Origin of the sequence: Salinibacillus aidingensis (assembly GCF_039522525.1) — a bacterium.
Lineage (GTDB): Bacteria > Bacillota > Bacilli > Bacillales > Alkalibacillaceae > Salinibacillus > Salinibacillus aidingensis.
On sequence record NZ_BAAADO010000003.1, the window covers coordinates 285226 to 298917 of the forward strand.

The 13692-nt window shown below is 38.7% G+C and carries 26 protein-coding genes; 22 read left to right on the plus strand and 4 right to left on the minus strand.

Annotated elements, in window-relative coordinates; translation table 11 throughout:
- The first annotated feature begins 107 nt into the window (after window positions 1-107).
- From ABD006_RS08180 to ABD006_RS08190, 3 genes are read left to right on the plus strand one after another with little or no spacing between them, the layout of a single operon-like run.
- The gene (locus ABD006_RS08180; protein ID WP_343840285.1) at window positions 108-1091 is read left to right on the plus strand and encodes an ABC transporter substrate-binding protein; all 984 of its coding nucleotides are present in this window, start codon (window positions 108-110) and stop codon (window positions 1089-1091) included.
- A gap of 13 nt (window positions 1092-1104) precedes the next feature.
- Complete coding sequence (locus tag ABD006_RS08185) at window positions 1105-2115, plus strand: ABC transporter permease (RefSeq protein WP_343839646.1); 1011 nt, start codon at window positions 1105-1107, stop codon at window positions 2113-2115.
- The gene (locus ABD006_RS08190; RefSeq protein WP_343839648.1) at window positions 2093-2890 is read left to right on the plus strand and encodes an ABC transporter ATP-binding protein; all 798 of its coding nucleotides are present in this window, start codon (window positions 2093-2095) and stop codon (window positions 2888-2890) included. The genes ABD006_RS08185 and ABD006_RS08190 overlap by 23 nt, the downstream gene beginning before the upstream one ends.
- 56 nt (window positions 2891-2946) lie before the next feature.
- Here the strand turns inward: ABD006_RS08190 and ABD006_RS08195 are convergent, their stop codons facing one another.
- Window positions 2947-3534: an SCO family protein gene (locus ABD006_RS08195; protein WP_343839650.1), complete on the minus strand. Its 588-nt coding sequence runs from the start codon at window positions 3532-3534 to the stop codon at window positions 2947-2949.
- A 371-nt stretch (window positions 3535-3905) separates the two neighbouring features.
- Between ABD006_RS08195 and ABD006_RS08200 the strand changes: the two genes are divergently transcribed.
- A complete protein-coding gene (locus ABD006_RS08200; protein WP_343839652.1) occupies window positions 3906-4121 on the plus strand; it encodes a competence protein ComK in 216 nt (71 codons plus the stop codon).
- Here the strand turns inward: ABD006_RS08200 and ABD006_RS08205 are convergent.
- The 3 genes from ABD006_RS08205 to ABD006_RS08215 form a co-directional block, all read right to left on the minus strand.
- Window positions 4118-5554, minus strand: a complete 1437-nt coding sequence (locus ABD006_RS08205; protein ID WP_343839653.1) for a recombinase family protein — start codon at window positions 5552-5554, stop codon at window positions 4118-4120. The genes ABD006_RS08200 and ABD006_RS08205 overlap by 4 nt on opposite strands.
- On the minus strand, window positions 5551-6009 hold the full coding sequence (locus tag ABD006_RS08210; RefSeq protein ID WP_343839654.1) for an ImmA/IrrE family metallo-endopeptidase: 459 nt from the start codon (window positions 6007-6009) through the stop codon (window positions 5551-5553). The genes ABD006_RS08205 and ABD006_RS08210 overlap by 4 nt, the downstream gene beginning before the upstream one ends.
- A 96-nt stretch (window positions 6010-6105) precedes the next feature.
- Window positions 6106-6447, minus strand: a complete 342-nt coding sequence (locus ABD006_RS08215) for a helix-turn-helix domain-containing protein (RefSeq protein ID WP_343839655.1) — start codon at window positions 6445-6447, stop codon at window positions 6106-6108.
- Between the two features lie 191 nt (window positions 6448-6638).
- Here ABD006_RS08215 and ABD006_RS08220 point away from each other — a divergent pair, with 191 nt between their 5' ends.
- The 18 genes from ABD006_RS08220 (at window position 6639) to ABD006_RS08305 (ending at window position 13664) form a co-directional block, all read left to right on the plus strand.
- On the plus strand, window positions 6639-6869 hold the full coding sequence (locus tag ABD006_RS08220) for a helix-turn-helix transcriptional regulator (RefSeq protein WP_343839657.1): 231 nt from the start codon (window positions 6639-6641) through the stop codon (window positions 6867-6869).
- 18 nt (window positions 6870-6887) lie between these two features.
- Window positions 6888-7037, plus strand: coding sequence for a hypothetical protein (locus ABD006_RS08225; RefSeq protein WP_343839658.1), 150 nt, complete (start codon window positions 6888-6890; stop codon window positions 7035-7037).
- Window positions 7038-7211: 174 nt separating this feature from the next.
- Complete coding sequence (locus ABD006_RS08230; protein ID WP_343839660.1) at window positions 7212-7916, plus strand: ORF6C domain-containing protein; 705 nt, start codon at window positions 7212-7214, stop codon at window positions 7914-7916.
- Complete coding sequence (locus ABD006_RS08235; RefSeq protein ID WP_343839662.1) at window positions 7916-8041, plus strand: hypothetical protein; 126 nt, start codon at window positions 7916-7918, stop codon at window positions 8039-8041. The genes ABD006_RS08230 and ABD006_RS08235 overlap by 1 nt, the downstream gene beginning before the upstream one ends.
- A 90-nt stretch (window positions 8042-8131) precedes the next feature.
- A complete protein-coding gene (locus ABD006_RS08240) occupies window positions 8132-8419 on the plus strand; it encodes a helix-turn-helix domain-containing protein (RefSeq protein WP_343839663.1) in 288 nt (95 codons plus the stop codon).
- Window positions 8416-8706 carry a hypothetical protein gene (locus tag ABD006_RS08245; RefSeq protein ID WP_343839665.1) on the plus strand — a complete coding sequence of 97 codons (291 nt, stop codon included), beginning with the start codon at window positions 8416-8418 and terminating at the stop codon, window positions 8704-8706. The genes ABD006_RS08240 and ABD006_RS08245 overlap by 4 nt, the downstream gene beginning before the upstream one ends.
- 326 nt (window positions 8707-9032) lie before the next feature.
- The gene (locus ABD006_RS08250; RefSeq protein ID WP_343839666.1) at window positions 9033-9155 is read left to right on the plus strand and encodes a hypothetical protein; all 123 of its coding nucleotides are present in this window, start codon (window positions 9033-9035) and stop codon (window positions 9153-9155) included.
- Window positions 9156-9196: 41 nt separating this feature from the next.
- Window positions 9197-9370 carry a hypothetical protein gene (locus tag ABD006_RS08255; protein ID WP_343839667.1) on the plus strand — a complete coding sequence of 58 codons (174 nt, stop codon included), beginning with the start codon at window positions 9197-9199 and terminating at the stop codon, window positions 9368-9370.
- A gap of 14 nt (window positions 9371-9384) precedes the next feature.
- A complete protein-coding gene (locus ABD006_RS08260; RefSeq protein ID WP_343839668.1) occupies window positions 9385-10338 on the plus strand; it encodes a DnaD domain-containing protein in 954 nt (317 codons plus the stop codon).
- Window positions 10280-11152, plus strand: a complete 873-nt coding sequence (locus ABD006_RS08265) for an ATP-binding protein (RefSeq protein WP_343839669.1) — start codon at window positions 10280-10282, stop codon at window positions 11150-11152. Before ABD006_RS08260 ends, ABD006_RS08265 begins: the two co-directional genes overlap by 59 nt.
- A 32-nt stretch (window positions 11153-11184) precedes the next feature.
- Window positions 11185-11352, plus strand: a complete 168-nt coding sequence (locus ABD006_RS08270; RefSeq protein WP_343839671.1) for a hypothetical protein — start codon at window positions 11185-11187, stop codon at window positions 11350-11352.
- On the plus strand, window positions 11330-11551 hold the full coding sequence (locus ABD006_RS08275; protein WP_343839673.1) for a helix-turn-helix domain containing protein: 222 nt from the start codon (window positions 11330-11332) through the stop codon (window positions 11549-11551). The genes ABD006_RS08270 and ABD006_RS08275 overlap by 23 nt, the downstream gene beginning before the upstream one ends.
- Window position 11552: 1 nt before the next feature.
- Window positions 11553-11732, plus strand: a complete 180-nt coding sequence (locus ABD006_RS08280; RefSeq protein ID WP_343839675.1) for a Fur-regulated basic protein FbpA — start codon at window positions 11553-11555, stop codon at window positions 11730-11732.
- 136 nt (window positions 11733-11868) lie between these two features.
- On the plus strand, window positions 11869-12486 hold the full coding sequence (locus ABD006_RS08285) for a dUTP diphosphatase (protein WP_343839677.1): 618 nt from the start codon (window positions 11869-11871) through the stop codon (window positions 12484-12486).
- A complete protein-coding gene (locus ABD006_RS08290; RefSeq protein ID WP_343839679.1) occupies window positions 12486-12647 on the plus strand; it encodes a hypothetical protein in 162 nt (53 codons plus the stop codon). Before ABD006_RS08285 ends, ABD006_RS08290 begins: the two co-directional genes overlap by 1 nt.
- The gene (locus ABD006_RS08295; RefSeq protein ID WP_343839681.1) at window positions 12644-13072 is read left to right on the plus strand and encodes a RusA family crossover junction endodeoxyribonuclease; all 429 of its coding nucleotides are present in this window, start codon (window positions 12644-12646) and stop codon (window positions 13070-13072) included. The genes ABD006_RS08290 and ABD006_RS08295 overlap by 4 nt, the downstream gene beginning before the upstream one ends.
- Window positions 13072-13500 carry a hypothetical protein gene (locus ABD006_RS08300; protein WP_343839683.1) on the plus strand — a complete coding sequence of 143 codons (429 nt, stop codon included), beginning with the start codon at window positions 13072-13074 and terminating at the stop codon, window positions 13498-13500. The genes ABD006_RS08295 and ABD006_RS08300 overlap by 1 nt, the downstream gene beginning before the upstream one ends.
- Window positions 13500-13664 carry a hypothetical protein gene (locus ABD006_RS08305; RefSeq protein WP_343839685.1) on the plus strand — a complete coding sequence of 55 codons (165 nt, stop codon included), beginning with the start codon at window positions 13500-13502 and terminating at the stop codon, window positions 13662-13664. Before ABD006_RS08300 ends, ABD006_RS08305 begins: the two co-directional genes overlap by 1 nt.
- Window positions 13665-13692: the final 28 nt, after the last annotated feature.

The window sequence follows — 13692 nt, forward strand, 5'->3', positions numbered from 1 at the left end:
CAGGGGTTGAAATGTATTTATTTTTTCTTTAGACTTTAATACATAAAAGCGTAAAAGCATAAAAGCGTCAGAGCGCTAAAGGGGGAAGAAGCGTGAAAAAGCTTGGAATGATTCTATTATTTGGATTACTAGTTTTCGTATCTGCTTGTGGCGGAGGAGATGCATCTTCTGAAGGAGATGGAAATGCGAGTGGAGGCTCGGATTACACTGTCGGGATTATGCAGCATGTGGAGCATCCATCCCTGGATGCAGCGACAGAAGGGTTTAAAGCAGCTTTAAAAGAGTCAGATTTGAATGTAGCTTTTGAAGAGGAAAATGCTCAAGGGGATGCAAAAAATAACCAATCCATTGCAAGCAAATTTGTTGGGGATGAGGTTGATTTGATTTTTGCCAATGCCACACCAAGTGCGCAAAGTGCGGCGAATGAAACATCTGACATTCCCGTTGTCTTTACTTCTGTTACCGATCCTGAGGGTGCAGGGTTAGTGGAGTCTATGGAAAGTCCTGGAGGGAATGTAACAGGTACATCTGATTTCAATGCGGATGCCATCCCGAACACATTGCAGCTCATTAAGGATATGGGATATGACACCGTTGGAACCATTTATAATGGTGGGGAACAAAACTCTGTTACTCAGGTTGAGATTATGAAGGAATCTGCTGATGAATTAGGGGTTACGATCGAAGAAGCCAATGCAGCAACATCTGCAGACGTAAAACAGGCTGCAGAATCCCTGATTGGAAGTGTAGATGCTATTTATATTATTACCGATAATACAGTAGTTAGTGCACTCGAGTCGGTTATCATGATAAGTCAGCAGGAAAAATTACCTCTGTTTGTCGGTGAGTTAGACTCTGTTGCACGCGGTGGTTTTGCCGCCTATGGATTTGACTATTACGATATTGGCTACAATGCGGGTCAAAAAGCAATAGAAATTCTACAGGACGGAAAGAATCCAGGTGAAATACCGGCTGAATATCCACAGAATTTGAAACTTCATATCAATGAAGATGCCGCTGAAAAAATGGGTGTGGAAATTACAGATGAACTAAAAGAACAAGGAAAAATTGTTCAGACACAACAAGAATAAAGGGTGACAGACTATGGTTGAGGCACTATATGGTGCGTTAGAATCCGGCCTGATTTATGCTTTAATGGCATTAGGCGTTTATTTAACATTTAGAGTACTGGACTTTCCAGATTTAACCGTTGATGGTAGTTTTGTTACAGGTGGAGCTGTCAGCGCCATCATGATTGTAAACGGTTCTGACCCCTTCCTTGCCACTGTGCTTGGAGGGGTTGCCGGCTTTTTAGCTGGATGTATTACAGGATTACTTCATACAAAGGGAAACATTAATCCGCTGCTTTCCGGGATTTTAATGATGACAGGTTTATACTCTGTTAACTTACGGATTATGGGGCAGGCCAATATTCCGCTGTTAAATGAATCAACTGTATTTTCTGTTATCGGAAGCTGGTGGACAAATGTAAATGCAGACGAAATCCTGCTTAAGCCTTTTACGGCTCTGGGGATTGATCATTATGCCCCAGACGGCTTTTTAGTCATTATCAGTATGTTAATCATTGTGATTCTCATTAAATTACTGACGGACTGGATGCTGCAAACAGAAGCCGGCTTAGCCCTTAGAGCGACGGGGGATAACATCCGTATGGTCCGCAGTCTTTCAGCCAATACCAATCGTTATATCGTAATGGGATTGGGACTATCCAATGGGCTTGTTGGTCTGAGTGGTGCCCTGATTGTACAGTATAATGGGTTTAGTGATGTGAACTTAGGTGTAGGTATGATCGTTGTGGGTCTGGCTTCCGTTATTATTGGTGAGGGGCTTTTTGGTACGAAAAAAATTGCCCGTACTACCTTAGCTGTAATATTAGGTGCCATTGCTTACCGTATTATTATTGCTTTGGCATTACGAGTAGATTTTGTAGACGCAAGTGACATGAAATTAATTACGTCAGTGATTGTGATCGGCGCATTGGTTCTTCCGCATTGGTGGAAGCAGACCAAAGAAAATAACAGGCGTAAGTCTAAGCGTAAAAGGTTAAATGAAAATTTGGGGGCGAATGAACATGCTTCAGCTAAATCAGATTGAAAAAGTCTTCTATGAAGGAACCCCTGATGAGCGAAAAGCGCTCCAAGGTGTGGATTTGACGTTAAACGAAGGTGATTTTGTAACAGTTATCGGGAGTAACGGAGCAGGGAAATCAACGCTATTAAACATTATTGCCGGAGTGCTTTTCCCTGATTTCGGGGCGGTTTCCATTGACAACAGAGAAGTTACATTTATTCCTGAACAGAAACGTTCGAAATTTATTGGTCGAGTGTTTCAGGATCCAATGGCAGGTACGGCCCCAAATATGACAATTGAAGAAAACTTAGGACTCGCTTTAGGGCGTACGAAAAAGCGCTCCGTTCTCAGAGGGGTTAATGCCAGGAAACGTGAGGAATTTCAGGAACTGCTGTCATCAATTGATATAGGATTAGAGGACCGGCTTAATACAAAGGTTGGTCTGCTGTCAGGTGGAGAACGTCAGGCCTTATCGCTACTGATGGCTACCTTTACCAAACCTCGTATTCTATTACTTGATGAACACACAGCAGCATTGGATCCTGCCCGCCAGGAACTGATTACGAATATCACTAAGGAACTAGTGAGGAAACACCAGCTTACTACTTTAATGGTCACTCATCAGATGGATCAGGCTATTGAACTGGGGAACCGTCTGTTTATGATGGATGAAGGACAAATCATTTTCGATGCGAATGCAGAACAGAAGGCAAACTTAACCGTGGAAGATTTAATTAATGAATTCCAGAACATCCGGGGCAAAAAATTTGATAATGACCGGGCTGTACTCTCAAGTTAGAACAATGCAGAAATGACACGATCCATCATGGATCGTGTCATTCTTCTGCTTCATTTCTAATCAATCTTACTGGTAATGCTGCTGTATACTTCTTCCTTGTCGAAGTCCTCTCCCATTGGAAATTTATCGACTAATTGATTGTCTTCATTTAATAAGTATGAGTAGGAGGTATGGGTGATAAAGTCTGTTCCCACATCATTAAACAGAAGACGGAAGGGCTCTGCTACTTTTTCTGTATCCTCCAGACTGCCTCTCAAAAACGTCCAGCCATCATTTGGCTTAATTCCATAGCGTTCCATATAGCCGGTTAATGCCTCTCTCGTATCATTTTCCGGATCAATAGTAATAGAGACAAATTCAATGTTGTCTTTAAATAAGCCATCCTTCTCAAACTGCTTCTTTAAGTGCATCATCCGCTGAGTTGTAAGCGGGCAGACATCAGGACATTTGGCATAAAAGAACTCAACCAATCTTACTTTAGGTTCCATATCCTGAAATGAATAACTTTCCCCCGAAACAGTTTCCATGGTTACGTCCTCTGGAAGTTCGATCCCTGCATCGCGCCAGAATTCAATGTACATAATCCCTAATCCTATACCTATAGCAATAATAGCAGCAAACAGAGCATAATATTTTTTCTTCATGAAAATCTCCCCCAGAATCAATCAGATAGTGTAAAACTGCGATCAGTGGGATCCATTGAGGGCCACTGATTATGAAATTTCTATTTCATTCCATGATAAGGTAAATCAAAATGCGTAAGGCGGAGATTGTGTGAAGAAACTTCGACGATTGTTCATCTGTTTTGTGAATGGTATTAGCTAAGCCGAAAAAAACTTTAAAATTCATTTTTTGAGCAACTGAGAAGAACGGAAAACGAAAAATCTATCTGTAAAAATTCATTTTCCCATAATCTGTTCTGTGATTTTTTGAAGAAACAACCCTAAGGCCAATGTATCCATTTTCTTAATTTTGTGTTATATTATGGATATTAACAGGAGAAAGGAATGATAATATGAAATCTCAGAAACAAACTGAATATGAAATTTCCCCTTTTACTTTAGCTATTGTTCCAGATTATCAGGATAACGTGGTGAATGGTTCGATAGCGCTTGAGGAAAAGAATGAGTACAGGCTGTGCCAATCTCCCCGCAAAATGGTTGATGATGCCTGTAAGTACTTTGGAAGCAGCCTTAGAGGTCTCAAGGTTATGGGAGTGCTCAAAATTTAATAAAAATCCACACTTTTAACGTAAAATTCCTTATTCTCATCGTAACCATATTTAATTTCCTTTACCACTAATTGAACAAGGCTCTTTTTCTTTCGATCATCTAATTCAACCCAATTCGAATAGAAGTTTTTCAGTACGTTTTTTAATTCATCATGATCCATTGTAGTTTCTTCTTCAAGTTCCAAATGTTCTAAAATTTTTTTGGCTTCATCCTCAATTTGATTTTCTTCTCTCATTCTTTTCTCGAAGTCCGCATCTGTCATCATTTCATTTGCCCAGGCATATTGCCACTTCTTTTTCCGTTTCTCCACCTGTTCCAAGTCCTTTTTAGCTCGATTGATCTCAACACTATTATCCTTAATATCTATATTTTTATTAGATATTTCGTTCGCCTCACTTTCAAGGTTGATATTTTTCATGAAATTGATGAAGGCCTTCTCTAGTTTTCTTTCCGAGATCGTTTTAACCCCTGTGCATTGACCGGTTTTTTTATGAAGACACCTATAATTTTTATAGGATACCTTTTCACCTTTAGCATTTTTTATATATACTCGGTATCCTGTTAATGTATATCCGCATTTTAAACATTTCAGTTTGCTTGAAAAAATGTGGTCACTGTGAATCTGCATAGGAGACTGGGCCCTGCGTTTTTTGAGGGTCTGTTGGACTCTTTCAAATGTAGTTTTATCTATAATAGCTGGATGCGCATCTTCAATTTTTATTTCGTTTTCTGTACCTCTTAACCAAGTTGCTGTTCCCTTATAAGTAGGATTGCGCAGTATTTGGATTAAGGGCTTATCATTCCAAGTGTTTCCGTCTCTGGTAGTGATGTTCCTAGCATTTAAGTACTTACAAACACTATTGGCCCCTTTACCATCTAAATAAAGATTAAAAATAAGGCGTACGATTTCTGCTTCTTCTTCATTGATGGTTAATATTCCATCTTTGAGGTTGTATCCAAAAGGGCGCTGATTATGGGTATATTTTCCTTGCCTTGCTTTTTCTTGCAGACCCATGCTGATACGTTCTGCCATATTCTCACGTTCCCATTGTGCAAGCGCAGCAACTAACGTTATAAACAATCGTCCCATTGCTGTTGTAGTGTCATAGACTTCGGTAGCGGATTTGAATTTACAACTATACTTTTCAAAGGTTTCTAACAGCTTGTACAAATCTAATACAGACCTGGTCAGTCTGTCTAAACGGTACACGAGCACGCATTCTATTTCTCCTGTTTCTATATCTTTTAACATGCGTTTTAATTCAGGACGATTAGTATCTTTCGCTGATATTCCTTCATCAACATAATAACCAACTATATCCCAGTTTTGAGCAACACAATAAGCCTGGAGTCTCTCTCTCTGGGCTGAAATTGAATATCCTTCTTTTACCTGTTCCTCAGTACTTACCCTTATATAAATACCTGTTTTCATAAAACTTCACCTGCAAAAAATTTATTTTGATACATCTCTAACCGACGTGCCGCAAAACCATATTCCACATTAAATAATTTCATAATTTTATAGATATTAAGCTCAGTTAATCCTTCCAGCATAAATGTCGGGACACAAAAGTGATAAGAAAAGTAGTTGGCTTGCCATTCTTGCAGCTGCCTAAAAGGAAAGGGCATTTGCAGTTGATGGCCAACATGCCATAGTACATGACATAATTCATGTCCAAAATCCTGCCATTGTTTCTGTATCGAAGTATTAATGTTTAAAAAGATAATGTATTTTTCGTTTCTACTAATCGCTTCGCTGGTAAAATCCCAAAAATTCACTTTAACAGGGAGAGTTTCTAATAATTTGTTAATGGATAATTGAGTTGGATGAGTTATCTTTTGTGATAGGTAAAAGTGCTTAACATATTTCTCTGTTCGATTGTCCATAGAGATTTCCCCCTTTTGTTCTCGCGACAGGAACACACGTTCTGTTTTTAGTTATAAAATTTGGTGCACAATTATGTACACCTTTCTAAAATGCTGCTATTCCTCATCCTTAAAGGCTTCCCAAATCTTGCGGAGGCGTCTCAGATCTTCCTCCTTAGACTTAGGAAGCTCTTTGTACCATCTTTCTAATTCTGGATCATTAATAAATGCATCAAACGCTTCTTCCTCGGTCATCTCAGGATTGTCTGATCTACCTAATAGATAGTCTGTTGTAACCTCAAAAAAATCAGCTATCTTTTCTAATACTTCGTAATCCGGATTACGCCTACCTTGCTCATACATAGCGTATGTAGTTCTAGCTACACCTATCTTCTTTGACATTTCATCCTGGTTAAAGTTGTGTTTTTTTCTAAGGTAGGACAACCGTTTACTTAACATAGTATATTCCCTCTCACTACTGTAATTTTTATCTATTTGTCTCTATCAATTATAACGTCACAAAATGTGTCATAAAAGTATTTACGCAAATAGTGTATTTTTTTAATAAAATACATTGACATTACACTTTATGTGTCATATACTGATATCAAGAAATTACACGATATGTGTATAAAGGAAGGAGAAATCTTATGCGAAAATGGCTTCTCGACATCAGGAAAAAGCAAAATCTTACTCAAGCTCAGGTTGCAGAACAGTCTGAAATCGCTCGTACAACATACTCTATGATTGAGCTTGGAGAAAGAGGAGTCACTGTTGAAAACGCAAAGAAAATCTCATGTGTTTTAGGTTTTCATTGGACTCTTTTTTTTGAAGATAAAATACACGAAATGCATCAAAAAGAAAAACAGGAGGTGATCTAAATACCTACCATCACAGAATTGCAAGAAACTTACGCTATTGCAGCTGAAATCCTCGAAGTAGTTGACAGCTTAAAGGAAGATGCCAGCTATTCAAAAGAGGAAGCTGCGAACGATTTGGTTCAGGCTCTTCAAAAGCATAGTTTAATCCAGGAGGTGAAGGTCGAGTGAATTTCGATGATTTCAAAAATTTAACTGAAGAGCAACAACGCCACTTTCCACTTTTTGAAGGGTTGCGTGAGAGCTCTTGATGATGAAGTTAACAGAAAAAAAGGACAAACCTTTCAAGAAGCTTATCAATTCGCTTTGGATAGAAATACCTAAATACAAAGGGGAGTAATTAATATGAGTCAATTACAAGTTTTTGAAAATGAATTATTTAAAGTTTCTGCAAAAACGGAAGATGAACAAATTTTATTTGATGCAGAACAAGTTGCTAAAAGTTTAGGCTTTACTGAAACGAAAGGAAACAAGCTATATGTCCGTTGGCGCAGCATTAATGGATATCTGGATAAATATATTTCGCAACATCTTGCGAAAGGTGATTTCATCCCAGAGCCATTGGTTTACAAATTAGCTTTTAAAGCTTCTAACGAAGTTGCAGAAAAATTTCAAGACTGGTTAGCGATTGAAGTTATTCCAGCAATCAGAAGAACTGGATCCTATGAGCTGGAAAAACCTAAAAGCGAACTGGAAATCTTGCAAGGGACCGTTAATGAATTAGTGAGCCAAGATAAAAGAATCACAAACCTGGAAGAAACCATGCGCATTGATGGTGGACAAGAGTTCCAGATTAGATCTAAAGCAAATTCAGTTGTCATAGAAGCGCTGGGCGGCAAAGAATCAAGTGCATACAATCAATTAAGCAGAAAGGCTTTCACTGAGTTCTGGAGAGACTTCAAAAAGCACTTTTCTCTTCCAAGATACGGCGACTTGCCTAAGAAACAGTTTGAAGATGGATTGCGTTTTATAGATATGTGGCAACCATCAACAGGATTAAGAATTGAAATCGAAAACGCTAATAAACAACAAACGATGAGGGTGATCTAATGAAAGATGTCAAAACACCTGAAATCAGTCATGAAACCAAACTAACAATTGTTCAGTTTTTCGCTGAACATTCAGCGCCAAAAATATTGGCCAAAAAGAACAAGGACAAGAGTAAGGCTGTCTAAGCCTATAATTCTATGATACTAGCAATCTTTGATGAATACTGTGCAGCTCTTGCAATCGTGCACTAACTGCACATTGAGGAGGTGAAAAAATTGGAATATGGTCAAATGCTGCGAAAGATGCGGAAAGGGGCGGATTTAAGCCAGGAAGAGATAGCTGAGAGATTACATATATCAAGAAGCAACGTGTCGAGGCTGGAAAGCAACAAATTGAAGCTATCCTTTGAAGATGCAGTCAGGTGGGCAAGAACGACAGACTCCCAAGACATGATGGTTGCAATGATATGCAACGTAGATGTATCGGTAGCGAGCGACATGTTGAATCAGATCATTCAAATATCTGCCACAATACTATTTCCGTTTTTAGGAGGTTTATTATGAAAGAATTTGAAAAGCAATTTTTACCTCAAGATGTAGAGAGGGCAAAGAAGGAACGGGCATGCGGAATTTATCTCATTGAGCGTATGAAGTTGGAGTTTGAATACGGAAACCTAGAATCAGTTGAATACTTTTATCGCGATTTAAAAAATACGCTTAAAACCCTTAATTATATGCGTAACAACAAAATCATCAGTGAGCGTGAAAAGCATCAAGTGATGGTAAAGGCAGTTTCGGTAAATCCCATTACGGCGCAGCAACTATTAAAGGGGAATTTCCATGAGCGATAAATCGGTCGATCGTTGGATGTATTTATTCGGGGCATTGGTTCTCATCGGATTATATATTGCTTTAGCCAAAAGCGCATAAAAAAATCAGCAAGCTAAAAAGCTTACTGAAAACTCGTTGAATTAAGTTTACCAAAACTGAATATAAACAGCAAGGGTTTGGCCCTTGCTTCAGGCTCGGGAATGATATTCACCTCCTCCTTTTATGTTATAGATTAGCGTCTAGTTTTAAATGATCGAATGTTCCGGATTGCCCCTATCCTTGAATGTTGACAGCCATACATTCCTGGGCCTGAAGGTGGTGCCAAACACCAGAAAGGAGGGTAATTATGCGCTTGGAAGAATACTTAAATCCTAACAAATCAGGCGGTTGGAAAGGTTGGCTGGTGAACGCTAACAAAGATGTGATTGGCTTTGTAAAGACTAATGGCGAAATTGTTTTTAGCTGGTAACAAAAGGGGCGGGCATTGCTCGCCTGGTGAAAAGTGGATGGATGCAGATGATAGGAAACAATATTGCAAAAGTGCGCCTGCCGAACTGGATTTTCGAGCAGGCGCAGGATAAAGAGCAACTTAAACAACTTGTACTACAGTATATGCAGCGTTATCCAAATTATACCGTAAAACAGGTGAAAAATAAATTTGCAATTTGTGAGATTGCTAGGTGAGGAGGGGTGGTTAAATGGCTAGATATCGCCAAGTACACATTGATTTTTGGCAAGATGGTTTTGTTTTAGATCTGACTCCAGAAGAGAAGTATTTTTATTTGTACCTTATGACAAATAGCAAAACCACTCAATGCGGCATTTATGAGCTGCCAAAAAGGATTATTGAAACAGAGACAGGCTACAACAGAGAGACTGTGGAAAAGCTTTTAAATCGATTTACTGAATACGGAAAAATCATTTATCACGAACCAACGAGAGAAATTATGATGGTCAATTGGATTAAATACAATTGGATCAATTCGAAAAAGGTGTTTTCTTTAATCAGTAAAGAGCTTCATAAAGTAAAAAATCATGAGTTTATTAAGGTGTTCATTGAAAAATGCAAAGAGTACGGATACCGTATCGATACCCTATCCATACCCCATGCAAACGATATAGAAGAAAAAAACGAGGAATCGCTCAATGACAAGGGTTCAATACCGTATCAATACCCTACGGATAGTCCTTCCATAGACCTGGGGGAAGAAGTAGAAGAAGAAGAAGAAAGAGAAGTAGAAAGAGAAAGAGAAAAAGAAAGAGAAGTAGAAGAAGAAAACGCAACTTCTACTCCTTCTGATGCTATTCAATTCTATCAAAATAATTTTGGAGTGATTTCGCCTTACGTGTCCGAGGACATGATTTCCTGGATTGAAGATTTAGGAGATGAAATGGTTATTGAAGCCCTTAGACGATCATTAGAGCGAAATAAAGCAAGTTGGGGTTATGCAAAGAGTATTTTGCAATCTTGGTTTAAAAAAGGAATCAAATCTCTTGAACAAGCAAAGGCGGAGGAAGTTGAGTATAAAAATCAGCAAGCTGCTAAACACGAAAAGGTCGTAGAAATACCAAACTACAAAGAAGGTGGTCCTGATGAAAGAAGCAATGGACAACATTCTGAAGAAAGCGGGAATGTACGACTCTACAAGTAACCCAGAACCCGTGAAGTGCAAATATTGCGGAAAAGAAAAGCCTTTAACACAAATAAAACATCCGTTTACTGGAGAAATGAAATGGGTCGTATGCGCTTGTCCTTGTGAAATAAAAGAGTTAGAAGACTTTAAAAAAGAACAGGAGGCAAAAGAAAAACGAGTTCGAATCAATAGGATCTTGCAATTAAGCAGCCAGATGGAAGACATAAAATCTATGACCTTTGAAAATTATAAACCTCGTAAAGGGACTGAAGAAGCTTATGAGGAAATCAAGTCAGCTGTTCATAATTTTTCTAATCGAGGTAAACTGGGTGTTTTCATCTTCGGTGAAACCGGAAACGGAAAAAGCCATTTAACCGCAGCTGGTGGGAATGAGTTAATCAAACAAGGATATGCGGTTATCTATATTACCGAAAAAGATTTGTTCAGTCGGTTACAAGCCACGAAAGATTTTAAGAACAATGAATCATTTCAGGAAATCATGGGAGCTTGTTTAGATGCGGATTTATTAATTTGGGATGATTTCTTGAGTAGCCAGAAGTTAACCTACGAGGAAAAGGATTGGATATTTCAAATTATTAACGGCCGAGAACGTGCGAACAAACCTATATGGGCAACATCAAACATCACCCCACAAGAGTTTGAAAGCAATAAGATTGCCTACAAATTGGATGACAAAGGCCGGACCTGGTGGAGAATCATTGGGAATATGAATTGCGTGTTTAATCGTGCTTCAAATTACAGAAAATCAAAGGCGATGTCCAGGGCGTTAGGGATAAGCGTTGAAGAATATGAAAATGGAAAGGGGGATTAATAATGTGCCCACTATGCAACAGAAGAGGTGTGATGTGGAGTGAAGTTGTATCCGGATGTGTTCAGGTGGTGAAATGCCCTATCTGTGAACCAAAGTCCAAAGAGCAGCTGGACAAAGAATTGGCCGATTTTAATAAAAGAATACAAAATGCAATTCATCATCTCGAGGTGAAGAAATATGCCGGTTTACATAGCTCATGATGAACGTAACCTAGATTGGTGGCCGGATGAACTGGAAAGGTTTAGGAATCTTTGGAATGAAGGCAAGTCTATTTTTGAAATGGCACGTTTATTGAAACGTCCGCAAGTGGAAATAGCAATCATTATCTTAGATCAAGCTGAAGAGGGGTTTATTGAACAGAGGGAAGGAGGGATTTTTGGTAATGATTTTAAGAGATAAAGTGGAAGAACGTAGACAATATTTGATTTATGAATTGTGGAAGCATGGATATGAAACGACACCTGAGCCTGATGGTATTGAAACTAAGGATTTAACACTTACGGAGCTTGAACAAATTCATATCAATGTGAAGTGCAAAATTGGGAAGGAGATGCGTAAGCGTGAAAGTAAAAAAGTTTAATCCTTTTATGGAGAATTTGAAGAATACTTTAATGGTTGGGCTGAAAATAAGTCCATCGTTGAAACGATATGGGCAGAAGGAAGTAATTCTAAATCACTAATTGTCTTTTATGAAGATTGTGAGGAGGAACCAAAAATTGAATTTTAAAAAACTTTTCGATATGCAGCGACAGCTGGATAACCACATTATCAAAGAAAAAGGACTGGAAGGGCAGGATTTACTTGATAAAAAGATTCTAGCCTTGCAAGTGGAACTAGGAGAGCTTGCGAATGAAGCTCGATTCTTTAAGTTTTGGAGTAATGACCAGGAACCGAGGAGATGGTATCCGAACGAAAATGATGTATGCGAATCATGTAATGGCAACCCAATATTTATTGAAAATGGAAAAATCGTTGGGGAATGCAAGAACTGTGATGGCTGTGGAGTTCATTTTTACAACCCACTCTTAGAAGAATACGTTGACTGCTTACACTTTATTTTGAGCATTGGGTTGGATATAGGGGTAGAAATTCAATCAATTAATCCTCACCTACAAACTAGCGCTACTGACCAATTTGTAGAATTAAATTATCAATGCTATAGAGTGTTACAGAAATATGAGTGGGGTAAGAGTCATGCCAAATCAGAATGGATTTTACTTAGTGATCTATTCGTCGGTTTAGGCGAAATGCTCGGCATCACCTGGGAACAAATCGAACAAGCCTACCTATTCAAAAATGAAGTGAATCATGAACGACAGGAGAGCGGATATTGATGAATAAAGACTATCAAATGGCAACGATAGAGTCTGAGAATCAGAGGTTGAGAGGTTTGATTGATCAGTACCAAAAACGTGAGAAGAATCATTTTGTTAACTACGTGCTGTTTATCTTTTTAACGTTCCTGTTAGTGATTAGTTTGGGGATGATGATGTGATTAAGTTTACTGTTTTAGGAGATGCACAAGCGCAGGGGAGGCCGAGAGCGGGACGTACCAGGAGCGGACAAGTCAAAATGTACGATCCTCAATCATCAAGAACATACAAACAATACGTTAAGCTGGTTGCTTCTCAACATGCGCCAAAAAATTTAATTCTGGGTCCCGTGAGTGTTTCTATTAAAATTTACAGGCAAATCCCAAAGAGTATGTCAAAAAAGCTGAGAAAGCTCTCTTTGGATGAAATACACAGACCAACAAAGAAGCCGGATTGCTCCAATATAGCAAAAGGGATTGAGGATGCTCTGAATGGTGTAATTTACAAGGATGACAGCCAAATTGTGGAGCTTCAAGTTTCTAAGTATTACAGCGAAAAGCCGAGGGTTGAGGTCACTATTCAAGAGATTGATCAGGAGGTGTCTTGATGGTAGATAATCTTCCTAACAAAGTAGTGGAAATTGACCAGGTTAGGATTAATCGAGGGATTGAAAAGATATGCAAGTGCGATAATCGAAAATTTATGATTGATACGCAAAACAGACAAGTGAATTGTAGCAGCTGTGGAGCTGTTATAGATCCTTATGATGCCATGTACGAACTAGCCACAAATGGCGAAAAGTTAAGAAACCAGGTGGAGCAATTGCTGGAACAACGAAAGCAAATCGCAAATTATAAACCATGGTTAGTAACCATTAAACGGTTAGAAAAGCAATACCGAGGGAAAAAGATGCTGCCAAATTGTCCAAGATGTGCAGAACCTTTTTACTTAGAAGAAATAAAGCGCTGGACAGGTCGGTCATTTGCTGATGCAAGAATAACGAAATGGAAGGCCGAACATGGAGGTGACAACTAATGGCTGAATCTATGCACGGGCCGGTAATTACTTATTATCTAACGGATGAAGAGCTGGCCGAACGGCAGAAAGGTAGAGCTGCTAATATGTTTCATAAGAAAAAAGCGAAGCGGCAGCAAAGACAAGTGGATTATAGATGGCCGAAAGCTAGGAAAAATAAATAATAATTAGGTTTTTATGACTGAAGGTGAT